At 60.7% G+C, this 26,735-nt stretch carries 27 protein-coding genes; 17 read left to right on the top strand and 10 right to left on the bottom strand.

Going from position 1 to position 26,735, the window contains the following annotated elements; genetic code table 11:
• The first annotated feature begins 143 nt into the window (after window positions 1-143).
• From FHT76_RS08615 to FHT76_RS08575, 9 genes are all read left to right on the top strand, one after another.
• Window positions 144-1,232 (top strand): hypothetical protein, encoded by a 1,089-nt coding sequence (locus FHT76_RS08615; protein WP_259185417.1) that lies wholly within the window; start codon window positions 144-146, stop codon window positions 1,230-1,232.
• Entirely contained in the window at window positions 1,229-2,341 is a 1,113-nt protein-coding gene (locus FHT76_RS08610) for a hypothetical protein (RefSeq protein ID WP_259185416.1), read from the top strand. The genes FHT76_RS08615 and FHT76_RS08610 overlap by 4 nt, the downstream gene beginning before the upstream one ends.
• 35 nt (window positions 2,342-2,376) lie before the next feature.
• Window positions 2,377-3,588, top strand: a complete 1,212-nt coding sequence (locus tag FHT76_RS08605; RefSeq protein ID WP_259185415.1) for a hypothetical protein — start codon at window positions 2,377-2,379, stop codon at window positions 3,586-3,588.
• 59 nt (window positions 3,589-3,647) lie between these two features.
• Window positions 3,648-4,826: a hypothetical protein gene (locus FHT76_RS08600; RefSeq protein ID WP_259185414.1), complete on the top strand. Its 1,179-nt coding sequence runs from the start codon at window positions 3,648-3,650 to the stop codon at window positions 4,824-4,826.
• The gene (locus FHT76_RS08595) at window positions 4,823-6,004 is read left to right on the top strand and encodes a hypothetical protein (protein ID WP_259185413.1); all 1,182 of its coding nucleotides are present in this window, start codon (window positions 4,823-4,825) and stop codon (window positions 6,002-6,004) included. The genes FHT76_RS08600 and FHT76_RS08595 overlap by 4 nt, the downstream gene beginning before the upstream one ends.
• Entirely contained in the window at window positions 6,001-7,146 is a 1,146-nt protein-coding gene (locus tag FHT76_RS08590; protein ID WP_259185412.1) for a hypothetical protein, read from the top strand. Before FHT76_RS08595 ends, FHT76_RS08590 begins: the two co-directional genes overlap by 4 nt.
• A gap of 92 nt (window positions 7,147-7,238) precedes the next feature.
• Window positions 7,239-8,348, top strand: a complete 1,110-nt coding sequence (locus FHT76_RS08585; protein WP_259185411.1) for a hypothetical protein — start codon at window positions 7,239-7,241, stop codon at window positions 8,346-8,348.
• Window positions 8,349-8,460: 112 nt separating this feature from the next.
• Window positions 8,461-8,997 carry a cytochrome b gene (locus FHT76_RS08580; protein ID WP_259185409.1) on the top strand — a complete coding sequence of 179 codons (537 nt, stop codon included), beginning with the start codon at window positions 8,461-8,463 and terminating at the stop codon, window positions 8,995-8,997.
• A 32-nt stretch (window positions 8,998-9,029) separates the two neighbouring features.
• Entirely contained in the window at window positions 9,030-9,608 is a 579-nt protein-coding gene (locus FHT76_RS08575) for a YceI family protein (protein WP_259185407.1), read from the top strand.
• Window positions 9,609-9,835: 227 nt separating this feature from the next.
• Here FHT76_RS08575 and FHT76_RS08570 read toward each other — a convergent pair whose 3' ends face one another.
• From FHT76_RS08570 to FHT76_RS08555, 4 genes are all read right to left on the bottom strand, one after another.
• Entirely contained in the window at window positions 9,836-10,999 is a 1,164-nt protein-coding gene (locus FHT76_RS08570) for a hypothetical protein (RefSeq protein ID WP_259185405.1), read from the bottom strand.
• Between the two features lie 117 nt (window positions 11,000-11,116).
• Window positions 11,117-11,806 (bottom strand): hypothetical protein, encoded by a 690-nt coding sequence (locus FHT76_RS08565; protein WP_259185404.1) that lies wholly within the window; start codon window positions 11,804-11,806, stop codon window positions 11,117-11,119.
• A 12-nt stretch (window positions 11,807-11,818) separates the two neighbouring features.
• Window positions 11,819-13,339, bottom strand: coding sequence for a ribonuclease J (locus FHT76_RS08560; protein ID WP_259185403.1), 1,521 nt, complete (start codon window positions 13,337-13,339; stop codon window positions 11,819-11,821).
• 55 nt (window positions 13,340-13,394) lie between these two features.
• Window positions 13,395-13,898, bottom strand: coding sequence for a disulfide bond formation protein B (locus FHT76_RS08555; protein WP_259185402.1), 504 nt, complete (start codon window positions 13,896-13,898; stop codon window positions 13,395-13,397).
• Between the two features lie 130 nt (window positions 13,899-14,028).
• On the opposite strand from FHT76_RS08555, the gene FHT76_RS08550 reads away from it, so the two are divergent.
• Window positions 14,029-15,012, top strand: a complete 984-nt coding sequence (locus FHT76_RS08550; RefSeq protein WP_259185401.1) for an SPFH domain-containing protein — start codon at window positions 14,029-14,031, stop codon at window positions 15,010-15,012.
• An 88-nt stretch (window positions 15,013-15,100) separates the two neighbouring features.
• Window positions 15,101-17,080 (top strand): hypothetical protein, encoded by a 1,980-nt coding sequence (locus tag FHT76_RS08545; RefSeq protein WP_259185400.1) that lies wholly within the window; start codon window positions 15,101-15,103, stop codon window positions 17,078-17,080.
• Here the strand turns inward: FHT76_RS08545 and FHT76_RS08540 are convergent.
• The gene (locus FHT76_RS08540; RefSeq protein WP_259185399.1) at window positions 17,037-17,261 is read right to left on the bottom strand and encodes a hypothetical protein; all 225 of its coding nucleotides are present in this window, start codon (window positions 17,259-17,261) and stop codon (window positions 17,037-17,039) included. The two genes, FHT76_RS08545 and FHT76_RS08540, sit on opposite strands and share 44 nt — an antisense overlap.
• A 63-nt stretch (window positions 17,262-17,324) precedes the next feature.
• Between FHT76_RS08540 and FHT76_RS08535 the strand changes: the two genes are divergently transcribed.
• Complete coding sequence (locus FHT76_RS08535) at window positions 17,325-18,110, top strand: hypothetical protein (protein ID WP_259185398.1); 786 nt, start codon at window positions 17,325-17,327, stop codon at window positions 18,108-18,110.
• A 27-nt stretch (window positions 18,111-18,137) separates the two neighbouring features.
• Here the strand turns inward: FHT76_RS08535 and FHT76_RS08530 are convergent, their stop codons facing one another.
• From FHT76_RS08530 to FHT76_RS08510, 5 genes are all read right to left on the bottom strand, one after another.
• The gene (locus FHT76_RS08530) at window positions 18,138-20,180 is read right to left on the bottom strand and encodes a bifunctional diguanylate cyclase/phosphodiesterase (RefSeq protein ID WP_259185397.1); all 2,043 of its coding nucleotides are present in this window, start codon (window positions 20,178-20,180) and stop codon (window positions 18,138-18,140) included.
• Between the two features lie 213 nt (window positions 20,181-20,393).
• Window positions 20,394-21,806 (bottom strand): hypothetical protein, encoded by a 1,413-nt coding sequence (locus tag FHT76_RS08525; RefSeq protein ID WP_259185396.1) that lies wholly within the window; start codon window positions 21,804-21,806, stop codon window positions 20,394-20,396.
• On the bottom strand, window positions 21,803-22,996 hold the full coding sequence (locus tag FHT76_RS08520; RefSeq protein WP_259185395.1) for a DUF6384 family protein: 1,194 nt from the start codon (window positions 22,994-22,996) through the stop codon (window positions 21,803-21,805). Before FHT76_RS08520 ends, FHT76_RS08525 begins: the two co-directional genes overlap by 4 nt.
• 15 nt (window positions 22,997-23,011) lie before the next feature.
• Window positions 23,012-24,172: a cell surface protein gene (locus FHT76_RS08515; RefSeq protein WP_259185394.1), complete on the bottom strand. Its 1,161-nt coding sequence runs from the start codon at window positions 24,170-24,172 to the stop codon at window positions 23,012-23,014.
• Window positions 24,173-24,196: 24 nt separating this feature from the next.
• The gene (locus FHT76_RS08510; protein WP_259185393.1) at window positions 24,197-24,646 is read right to left on the bottom strand and encodes a hypothetical protein; all 450 of its coding nucleotides are present in this window, start codon (window positions 24,644-24,646) and stop codon (window positions 24,197-24,199) included.
• A gap of 203 nt (window positions 24,647-24,849) precedes the next feature.
• Here FHT76_RS08510 and FHT76_RS08505 point away from each other — a divergent pair, with 203 nt between their 5' ends.
• The 5 genes from FHT76_RS08505 (at window position 24,850) to FHT76_RS08485 (ending at window position 26,722) form a co-directional block, all read left to right on the top strand.
• Window positions 24,850-25,239 carry a hypothetical protein gene (locus tag FHT76_RS08505; RefSeq protein WP_259185391.1) on the top strand — a complete coding sequence of 130 codons (390 nt, stop codon included), beginning with the start codon at window positions 24,850-24,852 and terminating at the stop codon, window positions 25,237-25,239.
• The gene (locus tag FHT76_RS08500; RefSeq protein ID WP_259185390.1) at window positions 25,236-25,562 is read left to right on the top strand and encodes a hypothetical protein; all 327 of its coding nucleotides are present in this window, start codon (window positions 25,236-25,238) and stop codon (window positions 25,560-25,562) included. The genes FHT76_RS08505 and FHT76_RS08500 overlap by 4 nt, the downstream gene beginning before the upstream one ends.
• Window positions 25,562-25,921: a hypothetical protein gene (locus FHT76_RS08495; protein ID WP_259185389.1), complete on the top strand. Its 360-nt coding sequence runs from the start codon at window positions 25,562-25,564 to the stop codon at window positions 25,919-25,921. Before FHT76_RS08500 ends, FHT76_RS08495 begins: the two co-directional genes overlap by 1 nt.
• A gap of 61 nt (window positions 25,922-25,982) precedes the next feature.
• On the top strand, window positions 25,983-26,399 hold the full coding sequence (locus FHT76_RS08490) for a hypothetical protein (RefSeq protein ID WP_259185388.1): 417 nt from the start codon (window positions 25,983-25,985) through the stop codon (window positions 26,397-26,399).
• Window positions 26,393-26,722, top strand: coding sequence for a hypothetical protein (locus tag FHT76_RS08485; protein WP_259185387.1), 330 nt, complete (start codon window positions 26,393-26,395; stop codon window positions 26,720-26,722). The genes FHT76_RS08490 and FHT76_RS08485 overlap by 7 nt, the downstream gene beginning before the upstream one ends.
• Window positions 26,723-26,735 lie beyond the last annotated feature (13 nt).

Below are 26,735 nucleotides of genomic sequence, written 5' to 3'. Positions count from 1 at the left end.
CCATCCGTTTCAATCGTGACGTCTTTTATTCCTGTTTTTTGCTGTGTCTTGGTAAACAGCCGCGTTACGCTTGCCGATTGCCTTGTCGGACGATAGGGTTCCCCGAAGTCATGCGGATCGATCCGCTTACAGAAGGTCGCCACGTGAAAGTCGAACTGCGATATCCCGTCATTTTCCGGCACAGCCCCAATTCTCGCCAATTGGAGCGACACCACGTTCGTACCCGCACGGCCGTCGTCGAGGTGGAGGAGGTCGACGTCAATGACGCTCCCGTCGTGTTTTCATGGAGCAACGAAGGACGTGATCAATCCGGCTCCTATCGGCTTGTCGACGGCGTCCTATACGGTCAGGTCAGCGTCGCATCGAAAAGGGCGGCGTGCAAGAGCGCCCTGACCTATCCGACTGCTCCCATGGTCGAGCGAGCGGTATCGGTCCTTGCCGACATCGCCATGACGTCGGGTTCATCCATGGTGGTTCCGCCGACCGGCTTCTTCGATCCGTCCAAATGGACACACTTAGACGAGTTTCCTTCGAACTCACGCCTCGAAGACATCGCCGCATGGGAAGTTCTCTTCGCCGACTGCGCAAGGCGGATGGCGGTGATTGACGGCGGTCTCTGGCGGGAGTTTCCGGACCCGCTCGTACTGGTGTATCGAAACACGGCCGGATGGCAGACATCTGTCGTGCACGAGGTGTCTTATGCGCAGGACCTGCAGCGTTTTCACTTTTCGGCGGATCGATGGCAGGACGCCCAGGATTTCTGCCGGCAAATGGCGCAGGCGGCCGATCGCCCGGCATTCGAAGGGCGGTTTACCTACGACCCGATTTGGGGACCAAGCGGAGATGCGAACGCGGTCGAGATCAGAGAATTGGCCGAACGGCTCGAACACCATGTGAGCAAAACCACAAACGAACATGCGTCAACGAAACAATTGTACAATGGGGGGTGGCGTCCCAAGGTCACGTGGGGCGATCTGCCGACGGACCTGTTCTGCGCATATGCCGCGCTCCGTTCTCTCCTCGACGTCCCTGTCGATATGTTCGGAGAACGGGAGGCGGGCGAGGCTCTGGACTGTTTCGAAAGGCTGGTATCGATTTCGGAACGCAAGGGCCTCGGGTGGCTTGCGCTCCAGCCGGAAGCCTACAGGGCGCATATCGAGAAATGGCACGCCAGGCCAATCAAGTTTGAAATGACGGCGGCGCGCAGCCAGGCGGGAGAAAGGAGACCATGAGGATAAGGACGCGCCTACCTGTGGCCATACCAACCTTGAAGGGGAAATCGGTTCTTTGCGGCGTTGAAGTGACGGTCGAAATCGCCGACTACAGCGTATCGGACGCCCCGACCGTGTGTGTCATTGAAGACTCCCGTCCACGTCTGATGGTCACCGGATACGAGGCGAAGCTGGCGCAAGCTTCAGTGAAGGGATACAGGCACACCGACGGTCGGTTCCTCAAGATGCGTTGGCTTGGCCGCCTCGGAGAGCCAACGACCTCGGCGGCCGCGATCACGGGTTTTGCGGTCGAGGATACCCTGGGTAAAATTATCCGCGACGTTAGAAAAGGCAACAGTTCGGATAGCCTCGAGGAGGCCTATAGGGAAGCAATCGATTCACCTATAGGGTATGAGGTTCTTTACGCCGGGGTGATGGCCCTGCCTGCTATAAGATCGTTTCCGAACGGCAAGATCGATACAGACGCCGCGGAGGAAGCGGTTGCTCGTGCCGTATCGCGGGCAAGTTCGTTATGCCTGATCGACGGCATCTGGCACGAGGAATGCGGTGAACCCGCGATCGCCAACCTCTATAGTCCGAACGGCGTGCGCCGCATCTCGTGGGAATTGGGCGACCCGCTGGACATGCCTACAGGAAACTTCCACTGGACGATGTTTCCAGCGACCGAGTACGCGAACGCGGTCGCGGAACCGAACCAAATCGAGGGATGGCTTCCAACCAACTCCGTGGCGACGGAAATACGGCCGCCGCAGATTGGGTCGCCGGAGGTGTTTGGCTCGGACTTCATCGAGAGGGAAACCGTCAGGCATCTCCGCTGCCTTCCTGAAGCGATCAGTCAGGTAACGAAAAGAGGCCGACGAAACTCTCAGGAAGAAAGCGAAGTCCTCGTCGCGAGGGACACATTGTCCAAGACGCTTGTCTCGGAAGGACTTCTTCACGATCCTGCGCCCGCCGTGGAAGCCGCCAGACACCTGGTTGACGTCGTTCGACAAAGGGTCGAGCCGGAGTTTCGCACAATGATGGCTACGTTCGATCGGACCCTAGCGAGGTGGGACGACAGGCCTGTAGTCGTGAACGAGATCGTGCGTAGTTCTCAACTTCAGAAATAGGCGGTCGGTGGCGACAGGAACGGGAACAAGACGAGATGCTGATCGAATACGAATTGCCGGCCGCAATCAGGGCGACGCCGGCAAAGGCCTCGAAGGAAAGGCTCGTGCTTTGCCGTGTACAAGGCAGCTCGAATGTCCGGGAAGTCACTGGCACCGAAGCGCCGATTGCAGGCGTGATCCAGAGGACCAAGGGACACTCGAAATACCGCCTGTTCGACGGCCACCTCCACGCCGAGGTCGGTCGCATCTCCGACATGAGGAAGGGCGTCGGGAGCATGCGGTTTCTCCGAAGGACGGGGATCGAAAAGCGCTTGATGGAGCGCGCCCACGCAGAACTTGCCTCCCTTCCCAGCGGATCGGTAAACGACACGTGCCTTCGCCTGTCGAGCGTGCAGGCGTTCTCGCAGGTCGTCGCACATCGCCTGCCGGATGTATTCGAGAAGACCGAGAGGGACGTATGGCAGGCCATTCCCTCATCGGAGGAGCAACGGGTTTCAGTAGACGGTCAGGGCGACATGGAGCACTGGCGTCGGATGGCCGATACGGCCTTGGGAAACGTTATCGTTTGCGACCAGCGCGTATGGATCAGGGTTCCCGATCCTTGCGTCGCCATCGTTCCCGGTCGTACAAAGTCCTACCTCACACAAGGCGACGCCTCGTTCTATTCCGAGGCTGGGGATAGACCGCGTCCGTCCGCATTCGGTCAGAAATTGTACTGGCGGGACATCGAAGATGTCTGTTTTCCAATCACAGACTGGGAGGCTGCACAGTCCTTCCTGGAGCGGCATCGCAAGGAGCGGGCGATCGAAATAGGAGGTTGGCCGAACCTCGTGTCGGACATCGTGGGGATCAAGCTGTACGATCCATCCGCGTTTGCGTTCGAGTTCGAGACGCCCGAGTTCCGGCGACTCGCCGATCGCGTCTCCTATCTCGGCACGTCCGCCATGCGCGTGCCGAGCAAGCCGGCGGAATGGAAAAAGAAGGCACCAGAACCGTTCATCGGGGCCCTGCATCAACTCGACATCGCGCTTAAAGAGGAAGCGTGGCAAGGACACACGGAGAGCGCTCTAGAACACATCCTCGACGTCATAAGCCGCTTGGAAAAGCCCCTCACCGTCAGTGGGCTGAGGTGCGATGTTTTCAGCCGATCGATCGCCCGTGGCCTGGAGCGATGGGCGGACCGGCCAATCAATCTGGAGACCGTCCGCCGGGCGTCGAACGGCACGCCGTTCGGCCTGCAACGTTAGGCTTTGTCCCTGGCGGCCACCGGGGCTATGGTGGCTGAATTCGCGGAACGGAAGACGACATGCGCAGAAACGTGAAATTCCCGGCGCTCATGGCCGCAAGGCCGCCGAAACACAAGAACCCGAAAATCGCGGTCTGTGCCTTCGATACGGTCGTCGATCTCGCGGAGGTGTCTCCTTCGGAGTTCCCGGTCGCCATCGTGACCGAGCACGGGACATCGAAAACCGAATACAGGTTCGCCGGCGGCAAACTCTACCGCTCCTGCCACACCGACGTCGACCGTTTCATCGAAAGGCACCAACGGCAGTTCATCGACAGCCGGCGCGGCAACTATGTGACGGGCCATATCGTCCGCGGGATGTACCGCGACGTGAAAAACATCAACGACTATGCCGAGGACAAGTTCTGGCCGAAAAGCGCGTTGCATCTCCTCAAGAGCGGAATGAATTCGGAGTGGCAGGACGTGCGGGACATCGTCGAGCATTCTCCCAACCTCGACCTTTGGGGCGAATGGCAGAGGAAGCTTCCCGAGATCAAGCACATGCAGTTTCTTGTCGGCAATCCGGACCAAAGGCTCGCCAGATACGAACGCATGACGCAGGAAGCCTTCAATGCTTTTCGGGTGATGGACGGACACGTGTGGGCCGAGACGCACGAGCCTTGCTACGTGGCCCAGATGCTTCCGGAAGGGATTGGCCACCTGATGATCGGCAACGTCGAAAGCTACGTCAGAAATGACGATACCTCGCCTGAGAGGACGTGGTGGAATCACTTGGACAATAGGGTCTTTTCCGCGGCAGACCATGCCGATGTCGTCGAACAGATGACCCAATACGCCAGGCCGGTGACGCCGATCGAAGTCATCATCCCCGAGGCGCTGTCCGCCAACATCGCGGCGCTCGAGATCGATCGCTGTGCCAGACTGCTTGCCGAGACGGTCGCGGAAACCATCTCAAAGAGGAGCCGCGGTTCCAACGACAATCTCCGTCTCCCGTCGACGCGATGCGCAGCTGCGTGGACGGAGCTCATGACGTTCACCGAGGGGTACGACCCATTCGCCGGCGTTCCAGAAGAAGTGGAAGACCGCATTGCGGAGATGCTCGACAGCGTCGAGGCATGCGCCGCGGACGCCGACCTCATCCTCGACAGGGACAGGCCTTCGATCCGCAGGCATCTGGAAGACTGGGGAGACCGCGCCGTCGACTTAGGCTTCGGTGAAGAGAGGTCCATGCGCCGATGAAGAGAACCATCAAGTATCCCGTCGCCTTCGATGCCGAACTTCCGAGACACAAGGAGCCGAAGACCGTTCTCGCTTTCGTCGAGGGCGAAGTCGAGATTCCGGAAATCGACGCCAAGGATGCGCCCGTCGCGATCCGCGTCAGCGACGTCGACCAGATTTTCGGGGAAAAAGCCGGAACGGAGTTCCGAGTTCACGACGAGAGGCTGCTCGTAGATACGGGCATCGTGCCGGAGGAATTCGGTGGCATCGAGATCGACAACATCGAAAAACGGGGAAGCCTGATCCTTCCTTCCCTCGAACTCATGCGCAAGGAGTTCGGTTTCGGGGACGGAATGCACATCTTTCCGCAGAAAGCGTTTATCGTCATCGGCGGCCTCTGCTGGAACGGCGGTGTCGGAAAAGACGCGATGGACGCCTGGAACCAGATGGTGGAGGCGGGAAAGCTGGCAGCGCGCCATTTGGACGACGAGCGCGCGCGGGTGTGGAGCGACCGGGTCCAGCGCCATGCTGCAAGTTTTGCGGTCATTGGCGACAGCGTCTGGAAGGAATCACCCGAACCTTGCTACACGGTCACGCCTTCAATGGCCCCCGGCCTGACCACGAGGACATCCGGGTTCTTCAAAAAGTTGCGGGACGGACTGATGGACAGTTCGCGCTGGAACGACTTCCGTGCGGGGGGAAGGAACTTCTCCGCGCTCGACCGCGAACGCGCCTACAGATACGGCCGCCGCGCCGCGGCCGTCGCGGGATTCGAGGACGATCGCAATTTTCCGCGCATCGACCTGCGTTCCGCCGACCTGCCGCTTGTCGACTTCGATGCGCATGAGTTCGAGCGGGTCTCCCGCCTCCTGATATACGATATGGCGGACGCGTTCAGGAAAATCGCCCATGGCCGCGGGGTTGAGATGTTCCTGTCAGCGCCGAAGGACCTGATGAACGCCTTCTACGAGGCCAGGGACATGGTCGCGGGGATGGACGCGCGGACCGGGATCACGCTCGGGCAGGAGCAATCGATGCAGACGGTGGTGGACATGCTGAACGTCCTCGTGCCGAGAGGGCATCAATACCTCGTGAAGATGGACCTCGCCGAGATCAACGAAATTTACGACGACTGGCTCTCCAGGGAAGTGTCCCTGGAGAGCATGGTGCCGATGCAGATACCGGGAGTTAGCAAGTGAAAATTCGCACGAGATACCCTGCCCTGATCCACGGACGCGTAAAGCGCATGTCGAGCGACAAACTCATATTGTGCCTGCCGGAAGACGAGTTCGAGGTCCGCGAGACCACATCCGAACACGCTCCCGTGGGATTGGTCGTCTCCCAGCACGAAACCACGACGGAGTTCCGGCTGCACGACGGCGTGCTCTACACGCGCCTTCCCGAGACACCGGAAAAGATCGCCAAGGACACCGAGTTCAATCCGCTGGCGGCGTTCCTCAACAGGGGACATCCTCTGTTCGGTGCCATGGCCGAAGAAATCCACGCCGCCACGCACAACAAGGACGCGAGCGAGACGCGCCCGGAGAGGTTGCATGGCGTCCTGATTTCGAGAGCCATACCGCGCGACGTGATAGACAAGGCCGTGTCCAGCGCGACCGAGATCGTCGAAACCGAGACGTCGCGCGCGAGCATCGATCTTTGGAAAGAAAAGGCCACGAAGCGGATTTCTGAACTCATCATGATCGACGGTCAGTGTTGGCAGGCGACCCCGGAGCCCGTGTACAAACTCAGCCTGTTCTCGGGTCACGCATCGGCGCAGTTCAGCGACATCTATGACAATGGCACCAAGCATGGGCATTGGCGAGATTACGACTGGTTCAATTTGAGCAGCCGCTATTTCTCCGCGACCGATATCGATGGCATGAGGGAGGCTGCTCTAAGGCTGGGTCGCGAGGGCCGCAAAGAGCTGGTGTTGGACGGTACCATCGAGGTTCTTTTGCCGGAAGCGCTGCGGCATGACTACCGGGACATGGAACTAGACCGTGCGTCCCGGGTCGGCGTCCTCAAGATCGAGACGCAGCTCAACAAGTTCGCCCGTAGCGAGCGGGGAGAGATTCAAAAGTTCCCGCGGGGACCGCTGCTGGCGGCGTGCCAGCTTCGCGACGCGCTGGCCTATCGGACACCGTACGACAAAGTGGACGACAGTCTGGCTGCGGCTTTGGAAAACTTCATTGAAGTGCTCGACAACAACCCAGGTCTTGCATCCGACATGGATTTCGACGACCAGGTTCCCTCGCTAAGAGATATTCTGGATGTCTGGTGCGGACGTGACGTAACGCCCGCACCCGGCAACATAGCCGAGCGAAGGCCGACGATCTGAAATTCCGGGAATGGCGATGCCATCCGTCCCGGCCTAGTTGTTGCCATTTCGTCAACTTGCCGATAAACAGGCCTGAAACGGAGTCTTGGATTTTGATCGTCGAACTCGCATTCCCAGCCGTCGTCAAGGCCAAGCCGCCGAGATGCGCGTCGCAGAAGCAGGTCATCTGCCATTTCGAGACGCTGGCCCGCCTAAAGATCGTCGTCGACAGCGAGTTCCCGGTCGTCGCCCGTGTGAATCACTTGAACGGCGATACCGTGGACGTCAGGCATGATGGCGTTTCCTTCTACCGACCGATCTGCGCCGTCGAAGGAGGGAGAGACGAGTTCGCCAAGTGGATGCTCGAAAACAACTACCTGCGTCGCACATACTTCAAGCTGATGGACGACGAACAGAGGAACAGTCTCGAATACAGCGACCTCACGTGGCCTGTCAAAGGCAGTGGACGCAACAAGGAACGGCGATACGTCCCGTTTTCAGAGGTATCGACCTTCGAGTTTCTTGACGCAGACGACGTGTCGAGGTGCGAGGAGGAAGTCGCTCGGCTGACCGACGCGCTGCTGGTATGCGGGAACCGCCTTTGGATAAGATGCGGAGAGCCATGCTACCGTCTTGCGGACAGCAGCCACCTTCACCTCGGGATCGACCTGACCTTTTCGGATCAGAACGAGATGCGAAAACTGGACGAGATTTACATTTCGGCCAGAGACCCTGACAGGGTGCGGTCCGAGTGGGGAGTGGTCGCCGACAGGGACGATCGGATCAAGGGGTTTGCGCGCGGAACAATCGATGTCCTCGATCCTAAACTGTTCGCCACCGACTTCGACGACATCGGGTTCATGAAATACGCCGACATGGTCGCGCGCGGCATCGCCTACTACATTTCACGGGACGCATGGCGAAACGACGACGAAACGCTCATGGCGTCCGATCCAGACGACATCGACCTGTGGAACGCTCTGCGTCGCACGGTCAGTTCGATGCGGGCCGTCGGCACCGCGTCTTCCGGAGACGAAGACCTCGTCATGCGATCGGTGGAGCTGTGGGAACGTCTGGGTGGCGCTTACTACGTGGGGTCGCGGCATTTCCACAAAGAAGCGGTCGCCAAGTGGTTCGGCTCCACCGTCAGGAACTGGCTGGACAGGAAGATCGAGCTCCATGACATCGTCTCCAACGGCCGCGGCTTCCTCCCATCTCCATGACCAAGGCCATCACCGGTCGTTCTCGAAACGGTGAACGGTCTGTGAACGAATGCCGTCTTTCATTGAACAGCGAAGTCTTCTATTTGTTGAAGGGCAACAAAGCGGGGACTCGATGAAATTCAAGAACACGGAAACCGGCTATGGCTTGGTCGCCATGGCCTTCCACTGGACAAGCGCGGCTTTGGCCGTGGGAATGTTCGCCTCGGGCCTCTGGATGACATCGCTGTCCTACGCCAGCAGCTGGTATCACACGGCTCCGGAATATCACAAGGCCGTCGGCGTCATGTTCGCGGCGCTTGTCCTCGGACGGCTCGCATGGAAGGGCATCAACGCCTCGCCGGAAGAGATCGGCAAGCCATGGGAAGCCACGGCGGCGAAGGCCGTCCATGGCGTGCTGTACCTGCTGCTCGCGACCCTGTTCGTCTCGGGCTATCTGATCGCCACGGGCGGTGGCAGCGCCGTCCACCTCTTCGGCCTTGTCGAAGTTCCGTCTGTCGTGCGGATCGGCAAGTATACGAGTCTCGCCGGCATCGTTCACCTGTGGAGCGCCTACACGCTTGCCGCCATGACGGCCCTGCATGCCGGGGCCGCTCTTAAACACCATTTCCTCGACCGGGACAGGGTTCTTGTCCGCATGCTCGGTCGCTGAAACCTACCCCATCCAATCCATCGGAGTATCACATGAACAAGACAATCCGTTCGCTCGCTTTCGCGGCCCTCGCCCTCTCGACCGTGTCGGCACCTGCGCTGGCCGCCGACACCTACAAGATCGACCCGACCCACTCCTACGTCGGCTTCAAGGTCTCGCACATGGGCTTTTCGAACCTCATCGGCCGCTTCGAAGACGTCGACGGCTCGTTCACCTTCGACAAGGACGCGCCAGCCAAGTCGAGCGTCGCCGTCGACGTCTCGGTTGCCTCCGTCAACACGAACATGAGCGAGCGCGACAACCACATCCGCAGCGAAAAACTGCTGTCGGCGGACGCCAACCCGCAAGCCACCTTCCGCAGCACGTCGATCGAAGTCACGGGAGACCATACGGCCAAGATCACCGGCGACCTGACGGTCCTCGGCAAGACACTGCCGATCGTCGTGGACGCCGCGCATGTCGGCGGCGGCGACGATCCATGGGGCGGTGTCCGCCAGGGTTTCAGCGGCCGCGCCAAGCTGTCGATGAAGGAACTGGGCGTGCAGATGGACCTCGGCCCGGCCTCCGACGCGGTCGAGTTGGTCGTCGAGCTCGAAGGCGTAAAGCAGTGATCCGCCATTGGGGTTGACGGTGGTATCCGCCGACCCCACAATATCGATGAATGATGTGGCGGGAGGGGTCGCCCCCACGTAAAAAACTGAAGTCCCCAATTGCCTGATGTGGGTCGTAAGGGTTGCGCCACGTAAAAAAAAGAAGTCCTACCGAAAGACAAAACAAAAAGGCCAGCCGGATAACTCCGCTGGCCTTTTTGTTTGCGATGGCAGGTGTTCGAGACGGATCACCGTCTCGGGGCGGGCTTATTGATCACGCCGCTTCGGATACCTGCGTCGAATTCGGCGGCCCGCTCGACGATGCCGATGGCCTCCTCGAGGTCAGGACCTCCCCTGTCGCAGAAACGCCGGAGGTCAGGATTGTCCACGATCATGAAGCCTAGCGTGAAAATCTCGCGGTCGGCGTCCAGCGTCTCCGCGACGCGCTCGTCGCGAGGCATCGTCAGGATGATCCGCTCCGCCATCGACATACCGCCGTTCCGGATGAAATCACGGGTCTGCTCGGCGACATCCGCAGGATCGGCTCCGAACGCCTCGGACGCCTCGATGACGTAGGCGTGGGATAGTGTGATGTCCTTGCCGGACGCGAAATCGCGATAGCACTCGAGCAACGACGCGGGGCCGATCAGGCGGGGTTCGACGCCAGGCCTTGCCCACGAATAGTATTTGCCACGCGTGTCCGCGACAAAGGCGAATGTCTGGTGTTCGATGACGCTGATCGCGACGATCCGTCTGCCGTCGCCGAGATCGATATCGACATCGATCCTGTCACCGAGAACGCCGGAGCGATAGACCTTGATGGCCTCCTTCATCATCCTGGGGTTGGAGAGCCCAGCTTCGTAGTCGATTTCCATGGCGAGCGGTCGGATCACCGCCTCGAAGGTCTCGTTGAACTTCTTGCGGTCGTAGACCGGGGCCTTCGTCAGGGGGTCGACATCGTTGAAGTCGACAAGACGCACTTCGTCGCCGAACCGCGCGACCTGAGCGCCGTAGAAGTGGTCGGTCAATTCCTCGTCGGTCGGCGCGACGCCGCCAAACGGCTTATTGCCGGCGTACAGGACGACTGTCGCGTATGCACGCGAGGCACTCCAGAGCGCCTCGTCAGTGACGACGACCTTGCGGCTGTCACGGCCTTCGCGTCCGCCCGTCAGCATCAGGGCAAAAGGCTTGTCGTCGAAGTAGAGGGCGTAGATTGTCACGCCGCGTCTGCCGTCGATGTCGTGATCGAGCTTTTCATGGACGACAAGCCGACCAGTGTCGAGGCCGTCCTGAGCATCGATGTTATAGGGATCGGCTTCGAGTTCGAGGACATCGATGGCGATCTGGGTGCCTTGCTCGAGCCAGTCGTCAGCCGAAATGGCCGGAAGGGCGTAGAATTCGTTTGGCGTCATCTGGCAATCCCCGTTTCGAAACGTAAAGACGCAATGCCATCATTGACCGCAGAAATCAAGACGTCGCGCACCTCAAAGCGTCAGACGACGTCCTTTATTATCGAGCACCACGAGACGCTAGATCGAATGGGTGGAGATATTCTCGCGAGTCGCCTGTCGGCGATCCTGATCGGTCATTTCAACCGCTTGTTCCAGATCGGGAACACCGTGCTTGCAGAAACGTCTCAAGTCGGGGTTATCGAGGACCTTATAGGCGAGAGCTACGGTTTCGTACCAGTCGCCGCGTACGTGGACGCGTGGATCGGCAGGAGAAGCACAGACAATGCGCTCGGCAATCGGTGTATTGCCGGTGGCGAGATAATCGACGAGTTCTGCATGAACCACGACTGGATCAGCACCGAAAGCCTGCGCGGCCTCCGCGACGTATTCGCACTCAACCGTCACCGGCTCACCAGCCGCGAGAGCGCGATAACAGTCGAACATCGAGGCAGGACCGACCATTTGCAGGTCTAGTGCGCCCGGCATGGTGAAATCCGGATAGTGCCTGTTGATCACGTAGAGAAATGTTTGGCCGCATGAACTGCTGGCGGAAACCGCGAACTGGCCGCAGCCGAGATCAAGGTGGAGGTCGACGGCTTCGTCGATGATGGAGGATCGGACCGCGAGTGCGGCCGCCTCGAACACGTCCTGGGCCATGGAGCGACCGGTGTCGACCTCGCGGGAAACACCACGCCACAGATCGAAGGACGAGAAAATCTCCTCATACCTGAGGACACGCTTACCTGTGATCGGGCATGTGTGTCCCATGGCGATAACGTCTCACATACGGGCGGCGCGCGGTGCGGGGGTTCCCGCCGCTTCGCGCTCGCGGGCCTGGTTTGCCTCGATGGTCTCGATGGCGGCGCGGACCTTGGCCTCGTTCCACGGAATCTTGCTGCGTGCTTCGTCGCCGAGTTCCGCCTGCAGGCGCACCGTGACCTGTGCCACCTGGCGGACGCCGTCGCGGTTCACGGCGTAGATGCCGCCCTCGGTTGGCGTCACGACGTCCTGGACGCCGCAACTGCGGGCGAGCGCCGCATGGGCCTCGAGATGGGACGGGTTGCCGTGGACCGGGATGGCGCTCTTCGGCTTGACCATGTTGTACATCTGGACGATTTCGGTCGATGTCGCGTGACCGGTGACATGGAGCGGAGACCCGTCGAATTCGCGTTCGAGGATATCGGCCCCGAGCATGCGCAGGCGGTCGAATACCGCATAAAGGTCTTCTTCGTTTCCGGGGATGACCCTAGCGGAATGGACGATCGTGTCTCCGACCATGATCTGCGGAAGGCGGTAGTTTTCGCCCGTGGAGAGCTTCGAAAGCGCGGCATTCGCCTCGCCCTGAGCGCCGGTGCAGATGATCGCCATCTGGCGTCGATCCAGGCCCTTAAGATGGCTCGGGAAGGCCAACGGTTTCGGAATGCCTTCGAGCATACCGAGTTCGCGTGCGATCTTCTCGTTCTTGATGAGAGAGCGACCGCAGATCGCGACTTCACGGCCGGTCGCCGCGGCGGCGCGCATCGCCGAGGCCACGCGCGCGACATTGGTAGCGAAGCAGGACACCACGACCATGCCGCGGCTGGCGGAGAATACCTTCCTGAAGCCTTCGTAGACGTCGGCTTCGGAAGTGATCTTGCCGGGGCGCTGAGAGTTGGTGCTATCGCACACCATCGCCATGACGCCTTCTCGGCCGATACGCTTGATCGACTTGATGTCTGTCGGTCTGCCGACGAGGGGCGTCGGATCGAACTTCCAGTCGCCGGTGTGGAAGACCGTGCCGACATCGGTCTTGAACGCCAGGGAAACGCATTCCGGTACGGAGTGGGTCATCTGGATCGTCTTGATGCGGAAGGGGCCCACCGAAATGGTCGCTCCGGGTTGGAACCTCCTGAGCGTGACACGCCTGTCGGTCTGGCGTTCTTCGAAGCGGGACTGGAGGCATTTCGCGGCGAAGTGTGTCGCGTAGATCGGGCATTTGATCATCGGCCAGAGGCGGTGGATCGCGCCGATGTGGTCTTCGTGGGCGTGGGTAACGATCAGTCCCCTCAGCTTGGGGAGGATCGATTTGAGGATCGCGGGATCAGGGAAGATCGCATCGACGATCGGAAGGTCTCGAGGGGCGAACGCCGATCCGGCGTCCACGAGGACCCATTCGCCTTTGTGGCCGTAAAGGGTCCAGTTCATCCCGATCTGGGCTACTCCGCCGAGGGAGAAGACGAAGACCGACTTCTTGCCGGGTTCGGGAATTCCAGTGGTTAAGCTGTGGGTACTCTGGGGTCTTTTATTGATTTCTTTTTCCATGGACGACATATCGCAAATGGCGGAGAAATTGTCAAATCGAAAGACCCCGCCGTCTTCATTTAGAAGAAACGCCGCGGATCGCCGCATTTGCGACCAGAGCTGCAAGCCCCAAGCTGATGATCGCGTTCCAGACCGAGAGCGACAGACCGAACACCCAGAACGATGCCTTCGTGCAGGAAACGACCTTGGTCCGCTTCAGCGTTTCGAGAAGGTTGTCGATGTTGGAGGCGTCGAGCGATCCCGAGCAGTCCTTGGGACCTTCCCACCACGCGAACTCCACGCCCGCATGGAAGACGCCGAGGCCTGCCGACACCACGAGAATGGCGAGGAACGCGAAAAGGACCGGCCGATGGATGGAATGAAACCACGGCTTGCGGTGAAGCGCGACGTATCCGGCGAGCAGCAGGCAGCAACAATAATACGGCCACCTCTGCACCAGACACAGGTGACAAGGCGAATATCCGGCGTATTGGATCGCCAGCGCGCCGAGGATGGTGGAAGGGACGACGACTCCGACGGCGAGCATGGGACGGCGGAAAGGCAGGGAAAGAAACGACATCGGATGGCCTCGAATTGACGACTCCACGGTCACACGATCTTTCCGCGTCTTCAAGAATGAAAATCGGTTGACAAGATATCGTGATCAACGAACCATCGAGTTCTTGAATTTCAACAATGAGGAAACAGAATTGAACGACCCCGTCTTTGAAATCGCGATTTTTGTCGCCAAGCTGGTCGGCTACGGCTTCCTTGGCCTGTGGCTGCTTTCGATCTTCGTCGTCGTCCCGGAAAAGTCGTTCAAGACGACATCCTGGTTCGGCTCGAAGTTCATGCGCATCCTGAAGCCCGGCCTGCGCATCAAGCTCCCCTACCCGCTCGAAGTCGTCGACGTCAGCATGAGCACGAAGGTCCAGCCGATCGGCGTCAAGGTCACGTCGATGACCCTGGACAACGCGCAGATCAGCATCCAGGCCTCGGTCCATTACACCCCGAAGGAAGGCTCGTACTACCAGGCGGCCTACGCACTTGAAAACCCTGAGGGTCAGATGACCACGTATCTGGACAACTTCCTGCGCGCCCAGGTCAAGACCCTCAACGTCCAGCAGGTGTTCTCGTCGACCACCGAGTTCCAGCAGGACATCATGGAGAAGCTCTCCGAGAAGTTCGGCGAATACGGCTACAAGATCGAGAACGTCCTGGTCGGCGAGCCGGTTCTGAGCGAGCAGATGGCGAAATCCTACGAGCGCAAGCTGATCGCCGAGCAGGAACAGCAGGCCGCCGTCGCGGAGGGTGCCGCCCTCAAGACCCGGCTGACGATGAAGGCGGAAGCCGAAGGCGAGAGCCTCAAGATCAAGGCCCAGGCCTTCAAGGAGTTCCGCAAGCTCATCGCCGAAGGCAACACCGAAGCGATCAAGACCTTCCTCGAAGACCTGCACGACGGCTCCCTCAATGCGAAGTCCGTTCTGGACTTCTTCGCCGGGCTCGACGAGCGCGAAGCCTACCGCGACGCGGCGGCGCAGGGCGGCAAGTCGGTCTACATCGGCGGCAACGGCGGTGGCAACGCCGGCAACTTCAAGCAGGAAGTCGGATCGGCCGTCACCGCGGCGCTCCTCGCCTACGAGGACAGCAAGCCGAAGGGCATGGTTGCGGTCGCCGACACCTCCGCGAAGTAACCACCGACGCAACGCAGACGACCCGGGCGAGGCCATCGCTTCTCCCGGGTCCTCTTTTATGAAAGACCCCGAAATCCCGGAGACGGCAATGAAGCGCATCGAATTCCTGAAAAAGAAGTGGTCCAACGAGAAGATGATCTTCGCCACACGCAACGACCATTCGGTGGCCGACGCGGCGAAGATTTTCGATGTCCTGCTCGATGCCGATCCGACCCCGAAGAAGCTCTATGCCGAGTTCGTCTTCCGGTGCTACGCCAACAGGGAATTCCTCGTCGAGGACGTCGAGCGTATCCGGGATACGCTGACCGTCTTCCATTCGAACAAGCGTCGCCTGCCGGTAGAGCGGCGCGATATCGGTGGCTATGGCAGCGAGCGCGACGTCTGGCAGGTCTTGACCGAAGCCGGCCTCATCGACGCATCCGAGCTCTCCGGAAAGGCGTCGAAGCGGTCCGACCGCAACCGCGCGTATCTCGATTCCGACGTCTTCACCGCAGACGGTTGGACGATGGCCAAGCTCGGGTCCGCCTTCGCAGCCCAGTGGTGGGGTCTGGGTACGCGTTGGTGCACGACGGAGAAATCCGGAAACATGTACCATTCCTACGCCAAGCAGGGTCCGCTTCGCGTCTTCGTCTCGCCTGAAGGGGTGAAGCACCAGCTGCACATCGGTACCGTATCGCTCTGCGACGCAACGGACCGACGCGTGAACATGAGCGCGTTCTTCAAGACGCTTCCGCCGTCTTTCATTCCACTGATCCGCGAGGACGTAGGGGTGTTTTCGCCGGAAGTCGCGAGATTCGACGATCCCCACAGGGAGTTCAGGTACTTCCATCAGAAGATTTTGCAGTTGCCTTCCGAGTTTTTCTCGACCGAAGTCGAGGAGCTCGTGGCCCGTTTGCGAAAGGCGGGGATGGAAAGCCTCCACATGCAGTCGGAACGCGACGGCTGGACCATGGAGGTGCCGAAATCCGATCTCTCGTCCTGGGCGCTGCGGTTGGACGCAGGCGAGGTCTACGACTTCAACGACCGCCACAAGCCGCTGGCGCTGATCCGCACGCCGTCGGGAGAAAGGCTGCTCGTAGACTACGAAGAGGCCTCCATGGCCCATGCGCTTCGGCTGGTTCCGGACATGCCGCCGCAGTTCCGTGAAATGTTCCTGCAGAAAGGCGTCAAGGGGCCGTTCGACATCGAGAAGGTGCGCCCCCTGCACGCCGCCATCTTCTCGGCTCCCGCGGGAGAACTTTCCAGCCAATTCTGGAAGTCTTGGGCGAAGAAGGTGGCGGGCTACGACACCGCCTGCCTGAAGCGCCGCGAACCGCTCGGGCCGTGGGGCGTGTTGCCGGAAGAAGTGATGAACGAAGACATCGCCCTAATCTTCGCAAAGGAGGGCCTTCGCGCGCGTATCCCCGCGAGGCTGGTCACGCGCCCGGTCGCGCTTTCCCTCGCGAAGGCTGACGAGAGCAGCCGCAACGATCCGGCGACGACCGCGTTGCTCACCGACGACGACGTCGCGGACGTCTACGGGGGCAACAACGGCAAGAACCTCGCCGGACTACCTGCGCGGTACCGCACTCTCGACATGACGAAGCGCATCGTGCGCAAGCGCAGGGGAGCCTTGAAGGCCCTGGTCAGGATGGTGCGCGACGGCGACTTCGACTTGGCTGGAGAACCGATCGACCGCGTGGTCGAGCAACTCGTGCAAGGAGCGCTCGAGCAGAGCGCCGCATCCCTGATCGACATCGACATCCCGCTGCCGCGTCAAACCTACCTGGATATCGTACGGCGCGACGCGGGCATGATGAGCTGGGTGCCGCTCGAATATCGCGACGTCGAACTGTGTTCGGCCTCGATCGACCATAGCACGCATGGCCTTTGCCATTTCCCGGTCTGGGTCGTCGAGGCTATCCGCGAGGCGAACGCGGGCGGACACGGCATCACCCACAATTACAGGCCGTCGGTGAAGTACGCCCAGACGCTGAAGGGCCTTGCCAAGCCTGAAGGAGAGGTCGCGGCCGCTCTAAAGCCGTTCAGCGTCCAGGCGCAGGTCGCCGAGCTGGGACGGCGTCCGTGACGGCATCGGCCAGGTCGGGGATGCCTGCGGCGTAATCCGTGACTGTCTTGAGCGGGCCGCAAAGGCCTAGCCTGCGGTCGACGAGGACGATCACCGGAGGCCGACGGTTGAACCCGCAGAGGAAGGCGACGGCAATGTCTGCGAGGATTCCCTTGAAGCGGCTACCAAGAACTGGCGGCATCTGCCGCATTTCTCGCATGCGCGCCGACGCGCTAGGCTTCTCCCCATCAGTGGAGTTCTCAGCGTGCACAATCACTACTTCGAAACCGTCGACCCGATCTTCTACTTCGAAAAAGTAGGCATCAGCCTTTCCAACGTCAGCATCGGCCGCCTGCAGGCCTTCGACAACATATACGTCGGCCGCAACTCGAAGCCGGGAGACGTGTTCCACCTGTTGGTCGGTGGGAATTTTCTCATGGGTGCCGACGGGAAGCTGAGCGAGATCGACCTGTGGCATCCGAAGCCGCTGCTCGAAAGCTCGTACGGCCCGGGTCCAAACCCTGAAGCGCTCTTTACCCGCTACGAGAAGGCAGGGATTGCGCGGCGGGTTCCCGCCCCGGAACGGAAGGTCGACTACGCGTCGTGCCGCAAAACTCCGCAGCTCCCGGAAAACCATGTCCGCCTTCGCTATGACGGAGCCTCGGCCACGCTCGCGCGTTTGACAGAGGCTGGCGGTGCGGTGTCGGGAATGGCCGACGATCTGGGCCTTGCGGTCAAGATGGCTGACTTCCACATGGAACGGGTCGCGACGATGAGGATTGCCAAGGCCACAGGTGGCACTGTGCTCGACATGCGCATGAACGAGGCTGGCGAAGTTTTCGTCAGGACGTGGCCGGGATTTGTCGATGCATCGTCCTTCGTCGACGCGCAGCGCGACCACCCGTTGTTCAAGACGGGGTACGGCTCCGAAACGTCATTCTGGGTCACGGACGCCTCTTTTCTCGAGGATCAGACGTTTCTCGACCATCTGGCCGTCGGCTTCGGCAAGGAGGCCGAACTGGAGCCAGCCTCGCCAGCTCCACGGGGCTGAAGAAGCGGGGCCGATCAGGCCAGCCGATTAACGATTGCTGGCCTTGAATTCCACCACGTTGCTCGTGGCACCCGCCTGTTGGGCCAGACGGGCGGCGCGCAGCAGGTTGTCGGCCTCGTGCACGGGGACCGGACGGCCGAAGTAGTAGCCCTGCACCTCGTCGCAACCCAGTTCCGTCAGGATGGCCAGTTGCTCCTGATCCTCGACCCCTTCTGCCAAGACCTTGATGTTCAGCGGGCGGCCGACGCCGACCGTCGCGTTGACGATGGCGTTCGACTGCTTGTTGGTCGCCAGATCGCTGATGAAGGCCCGGTCGATCTTGATCTTGTCAAAGGGGAACTTCTTGAAGGTCGAGAGCGACGAGAACCCGGTTCCGAAGTCGTCCATGGCGATGGAGCAGCCAAGCGCCTTGATCCGGTTGAGGATGGCGAGCGCATGCCTTTCGTCGGCGACGATACCGGATTCGGTGATTTCCAGTTCGAGGCGCTTGGGGTCGATCCCCGACCGGGTAATCGCGTCGTAGACGATCTCCGGCAGGTCGTTGCGCATGATCTGGTTAGCCGAAACGTTCACGGCGACTTTGACGGATTCGTCCCAACGGGCGGCCTGGAGGCATGTCTCGCGGATCACCCACGCGCCGATCTCGTGGATCATGCCCGTCTTTTCGGCCAGCGGAATGAAGTCGGCCGGCGAGACCATGCCACGGACGGGATGGTGCCAACGGATCAGGGCTTCGAAGCCGATCAGCTGCCTGGTCGTCGCCGAATGCTGCGGCTGGAAGTAGATTTTGAATTCCTTGTCGTCGATCGCCTTGCGAAGGTCGATAGAGAGGGCGTTCAGGTCGCGCTTGGCCTTGTCGACGCTCGGATCGAAGAAGACAACCTCGTCGTCGGTGGTCGTCTGCGCCCTGCACATGGCGATGTCGGCCTGTCCGATCAGTTCGTCAACGCTTTCGGCGTTGTTCGGAAACAGAGCGCCACCGATACGGGCGGTAATGTCGAGCTTCGAGTTTTTCCACTGGATCGGTTCGCGGACGATCTCCAGCAGCTTTGTCGCGAAGGCGACGGCGTCAGCCTTGCGGTGGATGCCGGATTTGACGGCGTAGAACTCGTCGCCGCTCACGCGCGCAACGAACTCGCTCGGACCGAGCGCCGCTTGCAGACGGCCAGCGACGGTCTTGAGGATATGGTCGCCTGCCTCGCTGCCGTGAACGTCGTTGACCAGACGGAAACGATTGAGATTGAAAGCCAGCACGGTGAACTTGGCGGTGGCCCTGTCCGTCGTGTCGACAAGGTCGGAGATATGGCGCTTCAGCGCGTCGCGGTTGCTGAGACCGGTCAGGCTGTCGATGGCGGCGTAGTTGCGCAGCGTGTCGATGGCGTCCAACCGGCTATGGTGTTCGATGTTGTAGGTAGCGAGCGCCGTACCGAGGATGGCGCTCATGATGACGACTACCGACGTCAGGATGATGGTGCGCCCCGCTCCGACGAATTCGGGGGTCGCGACCTGATCGGGCAACGACATGAAGACGAGAGCGGCGAGAGAGCCGATCAGGAGAATGGAGCCGACGGCGCGTGTCGAGCGACGGTCGGTGCGAACCGCGACAGAGAACGCGCATGCGCTCAGGCATGCGCTCGCGATGTAACCGCCCGTGACCAGATCGACGCCATCGGGAAGCTCGATCCTGCGGCCTGCCGCTTCCAGGATCACGTTCAGGGAGGCGATATTGCCGAGGCCGATCAGCGCGCCGCCGATCTCGCCGCTGACGTTGCTTGCGCGGCGCAACGCGATGATGAAGCCGAGGGTCGAAAAAGCCAGCGATCCAAGGAGAGAGCCGAACAGCGTCTCGGGGACGAACGACGCGCCACGTGCGAGGACGACGAGAACCAACGTCGACCAGCAAGACGTGCCGCAGATGATGGAGATGAGGAACAGCCAGTTGAGCCTTGAACGTCCGATGCGATGGACGCGCGAGACGAAGTCGATCGTCAGGTAGCTGCCGACTGTTGCGAAGAGAAGCGCAAGCACGAGAGCGGACGGGTCACGTACGGCTGATGTCGGGAAGTCCATGTCACTCTCCATGCGCATGCGATTGCATCGAGTTCTTTAAAGAGCAGTTCTTACCCAAAAGTTAATTTCGCAACGAGTTCCTGTATTTTTGGTGGAAAAAATCAAAGACGAATTGGGTAAAAATTGAATTATTTAGAAGACGTCAAAAACGAAGCATCCGCGGGAACCTCAAGTCCCCGCGGATGCCGGCATTGGAGCGTGGACGGATGTCGGTTAGTAGCTGTCCGATGTCGTATAACCGCTGTCTCCACCGCCGTAGCTGTCCGAAGTGGAATACGTCGGACTGTCGTCGCTACGGCTACCGTAGTCGGACGTGCTGGAGCCGCCGTAGCCGGAGCTTCCGCCGGAATTCCCGTAGGAACTGCCGTAATCGTGGCGTCGTGGCTCCTCGTGGGCGTTGGTCAGCATCGCGATGACGACGGCGGCGCTGAAAGCGTCTGTGGACAGCTGGTTCGACAGCGTGTCGGAATTGACACCGTTGAAAGTGTGGTCGCGACCGTTCCAGCCGTTCGAGCGAAGGTGGCTTTCGACCTGTTCGAACGACTTGACCTTGCGTTCGAGGACGAAAAGCTCGGTCTTCTCCGCTTCCACGGACTTGGTGAGCGTCGCGAGTTCTTCCATCAGTTCTTGCAGCTTCGCGACGATCTGGTCGTCCTCGGGGTCTTTCGTTTCCGCCGCGAGACGCTTGAGGTCGTAGAACCCCTTCTTGGACAGGATCGCCGAGAAATCGGCGACGATACGCTTGAGTTCGGAATCCTCGGCCAAGGCCGCGTCGCTCAGGAACTTGTTGGCCACGGCAATGGCGTTGTTCTCGCCGTCGATGGAACGGTCGATCTCGTGCAGTTCCTCGTCCTTGGCCGCGAGCGCCTTCTTCTGGTCGGAAAGCTCGCCGAAGAACTCGGTTTCGATCGCCGCGAACTCCTTGTCCGCCTGTTCGCGGCTTGGCGTCAGAGCGGTGATACGCTCTTCGGCCCAGTCTGGGACAGCGACGAGAAGATCGTAGTTGTTGCGCTCTTCGAAGAAGTTCGTGGCCCTCGCCAGCGCGCCTTCGAGGAGGCGGGTCAGCGGAAACCAGGCCGAGTATGTGGACGTGCCATAGCCGCGACGGCGCAGGTAGCAGAAGAGTTCGTCGTTTTCGTAGGCACCGCGCTTCTCGGCGAGTTCGGCGGCCGCTCGCTGCTTCTTGTCGTCGTATTCGGACAAAGCGTGCGTGAGGCTCGCGAGGCGACGACGCAGGTCGACGATTCGCGGATCGGCTTCGAACCGGTTCTTGATCACGGCATGGTCGCGTTCGAGGCCCTGCGCGAGGTTGGCGCGCTGCTCGGCGGTCGCCGCGCGCATGCGCTTCAGCGAGGAGAGATTGGTCTTGATCCGTTCGACCTCGGTCTTCTTGACCTCGATCTTGTCGTGGCGGCCGTCCATGGACTTGCGAACGCCGGCGGGAAGTTCGAGGTTGGCGTTGATATGGATCGCCGCCATGCGTTTCCAGAGTTCGCCCTGCGCCTGCACGATGGTCTGCATCCGGCGCTCGTGCGTGTGGATCGCGTCGGCGTGGGCGCGTGCCTGCCGTTCGAGAACCGCGCGCGTGTCGGCGAAGGAATTGAGTGTCTGTGTGCCGCTCGTCATCGTCTACGTCCTACCTGCCCCGGTGCCGGCCACTCGTTGATTGTCTGGCCGTCGGTTTCGAAGTTCCAGTTGATTTTCATCGTTCCCGCCGGCTTGGAACCCGCGATGTTGTTGTCAAGCACTCCGTCGGACTGCTTGTCCGCCTTGCCTTTGAGGTAGACCGCTTCCGAGATGCGGATGCCCCATACCGTCACCGTCTTGGTCTTTCCGGTCTCGCGGTCCTTGATTTCAAGCGGATACACCGTCCCTGATGGGGAGACCGCTTCCACGATCTGATACCACGTCATCGCGCCGGTTTCGTTGTCCTTGAGCCTTACCCCGGCAGGAGTACCTGTGCGGTCGACGATCACGAGCTTGTATGGCGTCAGGATATAGCCCGCAAAGGACTTGAACCGGTCTGCCGCCTTCGTATAGGCGTTCTGGTCGCCACGCAGGGCGGCGTCGCGCATCTGTGACGCAAGGTCCACCAGGGTCGCGCGGGCATCGGCATCCGTGGTTTTCGAGATCGCGCCTTCGGTGAGGTCGTCGGCCTCGGCGACCAGACGGACCCCGTCCTCGCGGTGCTTGAGTTCCTGACCGACGGCCCGGATCGTGAGAATGCCCCGTTCGGCTTCCTCGGCGTCGCGGGCGGCAAGCGCCGCTTCGACGCTCTTGCGCTGCGAGTCGATCCGGTCCATTGCGGCATCGTCGCCGAGACGGCGCGCGAACCCGGCTGCGTATTCGACGGTCGACGCGAGATTGCGCGGAATGACTTGCTCGATCTGAATTGCAAGACGCCGCTCGGCTTCGAGCCGGGGCTTGACGACCAGCTGGTCGTAGCCGAAGGTCCAGCCGCCGTATGCGACACCGACGACGAGAGCCGCGGCGGCGGTATTGCGATAATAACGCCCGCGTCGGACGAACGCCGTCCAGAAGGCGAGGCGCGGGCCGCGACCCATGGTCTTGTGGACGAAGCGATCCTCGTCGAGCTTGACGATCGCGCGCTCGAGGACGCTGTCGGAGACGACATCGCCCTGCGCCTCGTAGGCCTTGCGCAGGCGTTCGATGGCGGCACGACGACGGTCGCCGTCGGTGACTTCGAATTCCCGCATGCGGTCGTCACGGCGGATCGTGTCCGCGATGTCCATCGCGAGCAGGGTGTCGGAGAGCGACATGCTCTCCGGCCGGTCCAGTTCTTGGACGTTTGCCATGGTGTATACCCTACCTTAGGCGGCCAGAGCGACGAAGCGGGCGACGCGCTGCTTGCCGTCCTCGACGTCCTTGCGGATCGTGGCTGCTTCGACGGTCGCGAGGTCGCGGCTTTCGCGGACGATGACATCGACTTCCTGCTGGAAGCTGACGGTGGCGTCGACCAGCATCTTCACCGAGGAAGCGCGGATCGCCGGACCGTGGGCGACACGAGCGCCTTCCTTGAGGACGGTTCCGCCGAGCGTGGCGAGCGTTTCGAGGCTCTTGTTGACGCCGTCCTGCATGGCGGTCTGCGTCTTGCTCATCTCGTTGACGAACATGAGGCCCGTGAAGGTGGCCTTCATCGCGGTCATGACCGGACGCTGCGTGTCGAAGAAGATCACGGCCTTCTGATGCAGGCGGTCGAGGACCATGTGGGCCTGGTTGTAGCGGCCGAAGATCGTTTCCGTGACACTGTAGGCCACGGTCAGCATTTCGGCGAGGTCCTTGGCGATCTGGTAGCGGTTGTCCTGGCGGCGCGCTTCGTTGACGGCGTCGTCGCGCTCGAGTTCGAGGCGTCCGCGGTCGGAAGCCGACATGTCGGCTGGCGCTGCCTCGACCTTCGCGCTCATTTCCTCGACCTTGGCCTTGGCGGCATCAGCCTGGACCTTGATCGCCTCGAACATTTCGCTGGCGGCAATCTCGCCTTCCTTGAGGGCCGCACGGGCGTCGACGTAGGCATCGAGGATGCCGCGCTGGATGTCGAGGGTCTTGCCGGATTCGGTGATGACATCGCGGTAGATTTTGTCGATTTTCTTGAAGCGGTCAGCCACGTCGCCTCGGCTCAATTTCATGTAGACGTTGCCGACGCGGTCGACGAAGCCAGCGCCGCCCTTTTCTTCCTGCTGGACCTGGCGGGTGGAGTCTTCGATGATCGAGTTGAAGCCGACGGTGACGGCGTTGAAACGGTCGCTGTAGTTCGAACCTTCGAGCTTTTCGGACACGAGATCGTCGAACGCCTGCATCGTGGAAAGCGTGCGGGCGATGACGACGGCCTTCGCCTGATCGACGTCTTCGATACGCTCGATGATCTTGGCGATGGGCTGGGCTTCCGGAACCGTCAGAGTGAGATTGAGGTCCTTGATTTTGTCGATGGCCTTCTGCAGGCGGCTACCGGTGATGGCGACGATCTGGTTCATGGGTGTGTTCCTTCTGGTTCGTTCTTAGAGTTCGCGGTTGAAGCCGGCTTCGAAAGCCGCGGCCGCGGTGCGTACATGTTCGGCGAAAGCCGCGTTTGCCTGGGCGCGGTCGACCGAGAAGCCCCCGATGGATTCCGCAAAGGAGTGCAATTGCCACGAAAGGACCCAAGCCAGTGGGTGTCCCGTGACGTAGTGGATGAATTTGTTGAGGTCGTCTTTGTCGATAAGCTGCATGCCTTCGACATCGGCGAAGCGTACGCAATCGGGGTGACGCGCGCGGTCGGCCATTGCCTGGCGCGCGATTTCCGGCGGCATCAGAGAGGCGCTTTGGTCGACGGCGACGGCGGCGACGAAGCGGCTGTAAGCATTCTGCATGTCGCGCGCGGCAAACCGCGGAGGCATCGGAACGTCGGAGATGCCCAGCTCACGGGCCGGGTTGCGGATCGGCTTGTTTGGGAAGCTATGTACCGTCATTCCAGACCTCGTTGCGTTTCGTTCGCCGTCTTGTATTTGGATGGAAGACTGTTGTCAACATAATTGAAGACCTCAAGTGGGATTATTTGCTGACCCCGCATTGTGCTGACGTCTTTCAATAACTCCTCAGTGTTGACAATCCGCAGCGAAGTGAATACATGTCTGGCGAGACATTGGTTTCGGTACGCGTAACGGAGTTGGCCATGGACGCTGTCAAGATTTGCGCGGGTATCGGGGGCTTCCTCAGCGTCTTCGTTTCCGTCGTGATGTTCTGTGACTTCTGGAAATACGTGCCGGGGCTGTATCCGGTATGGTTCGGCCTGCGCCGCTGGATCGGCCATGCCGCCTACGACGGCTCGCCGGAGACCTACGGTATGGTGTTCAGGGGCCACGACAGCGTCGAGCTGGTCAAGGACCCGTTGATGGCGCGGATCGTCCGCGACTACAAGTCGGCGTATCGGCGTCTCCGCGAGGAGGGAAAGGACAAACTCGCGGCCCGCGAGCAGGCTCTCCGTTGGGTGCGCGCGAACCTTCCCAAGAACCGACATCAGGATTGGCCGTACGGCGACATCGTTCAAGGAGAAAGCCCGTGAAGGTACAGCTCAAGCGCAAGGTCGGCGACGACATCGTCGAAAGCGAGGAGACGGTCCTGTCTCCCGGAGCAGAACTCGTGTGTCCCGAAATTTCGAAAGGACGCATCGTCCTCGAGCGTCTTCGTCAGGGCGATGGCCTTCTCGTGCTCAGGATCGCCGGGGTCCGCGTCCGTTCGAAATCCGTTCCCTCCCACTTCCTGTTGCTTTCGATCGTGGACAGCGATGACGGTGTGTGGGTGGAAAGCGATCCCGTCATGACCCTGCCTGCTCGAAAGAGCAACATGCTGCGAGACGTGCGGACCGTCGAAGAGGAGAAGGCCTGATGTCCAACTGGTCGAAACTCGTAGCCCTCGACCCTGTAGTGCGCCGAAACGAATACGGTAGAACCTTCAATGCATGGTTCCACGACATCGAGGAGGTTCTCAAGCCCGGCCGCAAGGTCTTGCGCGAAGGCGTTTCCGCAACCGACCTTTACGTGATCTCGGTGGACCGCGAGCGGAGCATCGTCGCCTTGATGGAAGACGGTCACAGCGTCCACATGAACTCGATCGAGGGCAGCAGATATTTCACCTCGAAGATCATGATCTACCGATACAAAACGGAAGTCGTCGGCAACGAAATCCATGTGATCCTGCCGTTCGAGCGCCTCTTCCAGTTTCCGCTCAAGGAAGGCGCGGGTTGAAGACCGCGTTGACCATGACATCGGCCTCCGCGATCATCGGACGAGGTCTGGAGTCAGGTGGATGAGCAAGCATTGGGATCATATAGCGGGAGTGATCGGTTTCGACCCGCGACCGTACGAGTTCGCTGTCAGGGGCGCGGAGGAATACCCGCAGCGCGCGGGTGTCGCACGCCGCCTCGACGAACTCTGTTCCCTTCCGGATGGCTGGGACGGATATCGGGGACGGGCCGTGTCGGCGAAGACGGCGGAGCGCGTCCACGCCATGCTTGCCGCCTTCCTCGCTCCCACCGGCCGTTACCCGTCGATCGTTCCTGGCGATTCCGGGGACGTCCAGGTCGAATGGCACTGGGGCGGGGTCGATCTCGAGATCGAGGTTTCCGATGACGAGCCAGTCGTCGTCTTCTGGTTTGCCTACAAGGACACGGATTCGGAAGGCATTTACGGAACTTTCCGGTTGAAGGATGAAGTCACATGTTGAGCCGCCGCGCTATCGAAGTGTTGAAGACCATGATCGAGGCCGAGAAGGCCGGCGAATACGACGAGGCGGAAATCGTCTGCGAGGGGCGGACCTGCTGGCTCGGTATTGAGCGCCTGAGCCGGAAGATGGTCGACTCTCTCGTCCAGCATGTCGCGGTCTCGCATGTCTCAGAACCAGGATCGCTCGAGCGTTACACCATCAATGGCACGGGCCGGAAGATCGCGGAAGACCCGTCCATCGCCGATCGTATAGTTTCAGCCATTCTTCGGGGAGAACCGATCGACGAGTCGGGAAATGCGGTCAATCATGCACCGAAGCCCTGAAAGGCGGCAGGCA

This window comes from Rhizobium sp. BK176, assembly GCF_024808055.1.
This window is presented reverse-complemented; position numbering and strand designations above follow the sequence as displayed.

Coding starts and splice junctions, on each gene's coding strand:
- FHT76_RS08600 (WP_259185414.1), top strand. CDS start 3,648: ATGCGCAGAAACGTGAAATTCCCGGCGCTCATGGCCGCAAGGCCGCCG.
- FHT76_RS08570 (WP_259185405.1), bottom strand. CDS start 10,999: ATGACGCCAAACGAATTCTACGCCCTTCCGGCCATTTCGGCTGACGAC.
- FHT76_RS08540 (WP_259185399.1), bottom strand. CDS start 17,261: ATGCCGCCAGTTCTTGGTAGCCGCTTCAAGGGAATCCTCGCAGACATT.
- FHT76_RS08605 (WP_259185415.1), top strand. CDS start 2,377: ATGCTGATCGAATACGAATTGCCGGCCGCAATCAGGGCGACGCCGGCA.
- FHT76_RS08565 (WP_259185404.1), bottom strand. CDS start 11,806: ATGGGACACACATGCCCGATCACAGGTAAGCGTGTCCTCAGGTATGAG.
- FHT76_RS08530 (WP_259185397.1), bottom strand. CDS start 20,180: ATGGACTTCCCGACATCAGCCGTACGTGACCCGTCCGCTCTCGTGCTT.
- FHT76_RS08495 (WP_259185389.1), top strand. CDS start 25,562: ATGTCCAACTGGTCGAAACTCGTAGCCCTCGACCCTGTAGTGCGCCGA.
- FHT76_RS08525 (WP_259185396.1), bottom strand. CDS start 21,806: ATGACGAGCGGCACACAGACACTCAATTCCTTCGCCGACACGCGCGCG.
- FHT76_RS08575 (WP_259185407.1), top strand. CDS start 9,030: ATGAACAAGACAATCCGTTCGCTCGCTTTCGCGGCCCTCGCCCTCTCG.
- FHT76_RS08595 (WP_259185413.1), top strand. CDS start 4,823: ATGAAGAGAACCATCAAGTATCCCGTCGCCTTCGATGCCGAACTTCCG.
- FHT76_RS08510 (WP_259185393.1), bottom strand. CDS start 24,646: ATGACGGTACATAGCTTCCCAAACAAGCCGATCCGCAACCCGGCCCGT.
- FHT76_RS08515 (WP_259185394.1), bottom strand. CDS start 24,172: ATGAACCAGATCGTCGCCATCACCGGTAGCCGCCTGCAGAAGGCCATC.
- FHT76_RS08560 (WP_259185403.1), bottom strand. CDS start 13,339: ATGGAAAAAGAAATCAATAAAAGACCCCAGAGTACCCACAGCTTAACC.
- FHT76_RS08545 (WP_259185400.1), top strand. CDS start 15,101: ATGAAGCGCATCGAATTCCTGAAAAAGAAGTGGTCCAACGAGAAGATG.
- FHT76_RS08610 (WP_259185416.1), top strand. CDS start 1,229: ATGAGGATAAGGACGCGCCTACCTGTGGCCATACCAACCTTGAAGGGG.
- FHT76_RS08490 (WP_259185388.1), top strand. CDS start 25,983: ATGAGCAAGCATTGGGATCATATAGCGGGAGTGATCGGTTTCGACCCG.
- FHT76_RS08555 (WP_259185402.1), bottom strand. CDS start 13,898: ATGTCGTTTCTTTCCCTGCCTTTCCGCCGTCCCATGCTCGCCGTCGGA.
- FHT76_RS08580 (WP_259185409.1), top strand. CDS start 8,461: ATGAAATTCAAGAACACGGAAACCGGCTATGGCTTGGTCGCCATGGCC.
- FHT76_RS08505 (WP_259185391.1), top strand. CDS start 24,850: ATGGACGCTGTCAAGATTTGCGCGGGTATCGGGGGCTTCCTCAGCGTC.
- FHT76_RS08520 (WP_259185395.1), bottom strand. CDS start 22,996: ATGGCAAACGTCCAAGAACTGGACCGGCCGGAGAGCATGTCGCTCTCC.
- FHT76_RS08485 (WP_259185387.1), top strand. CDS start 26,393: ATGTTGAGCCGCCGCGCTATCGAAGTGTTGAAGACCATGATCGAGGCC.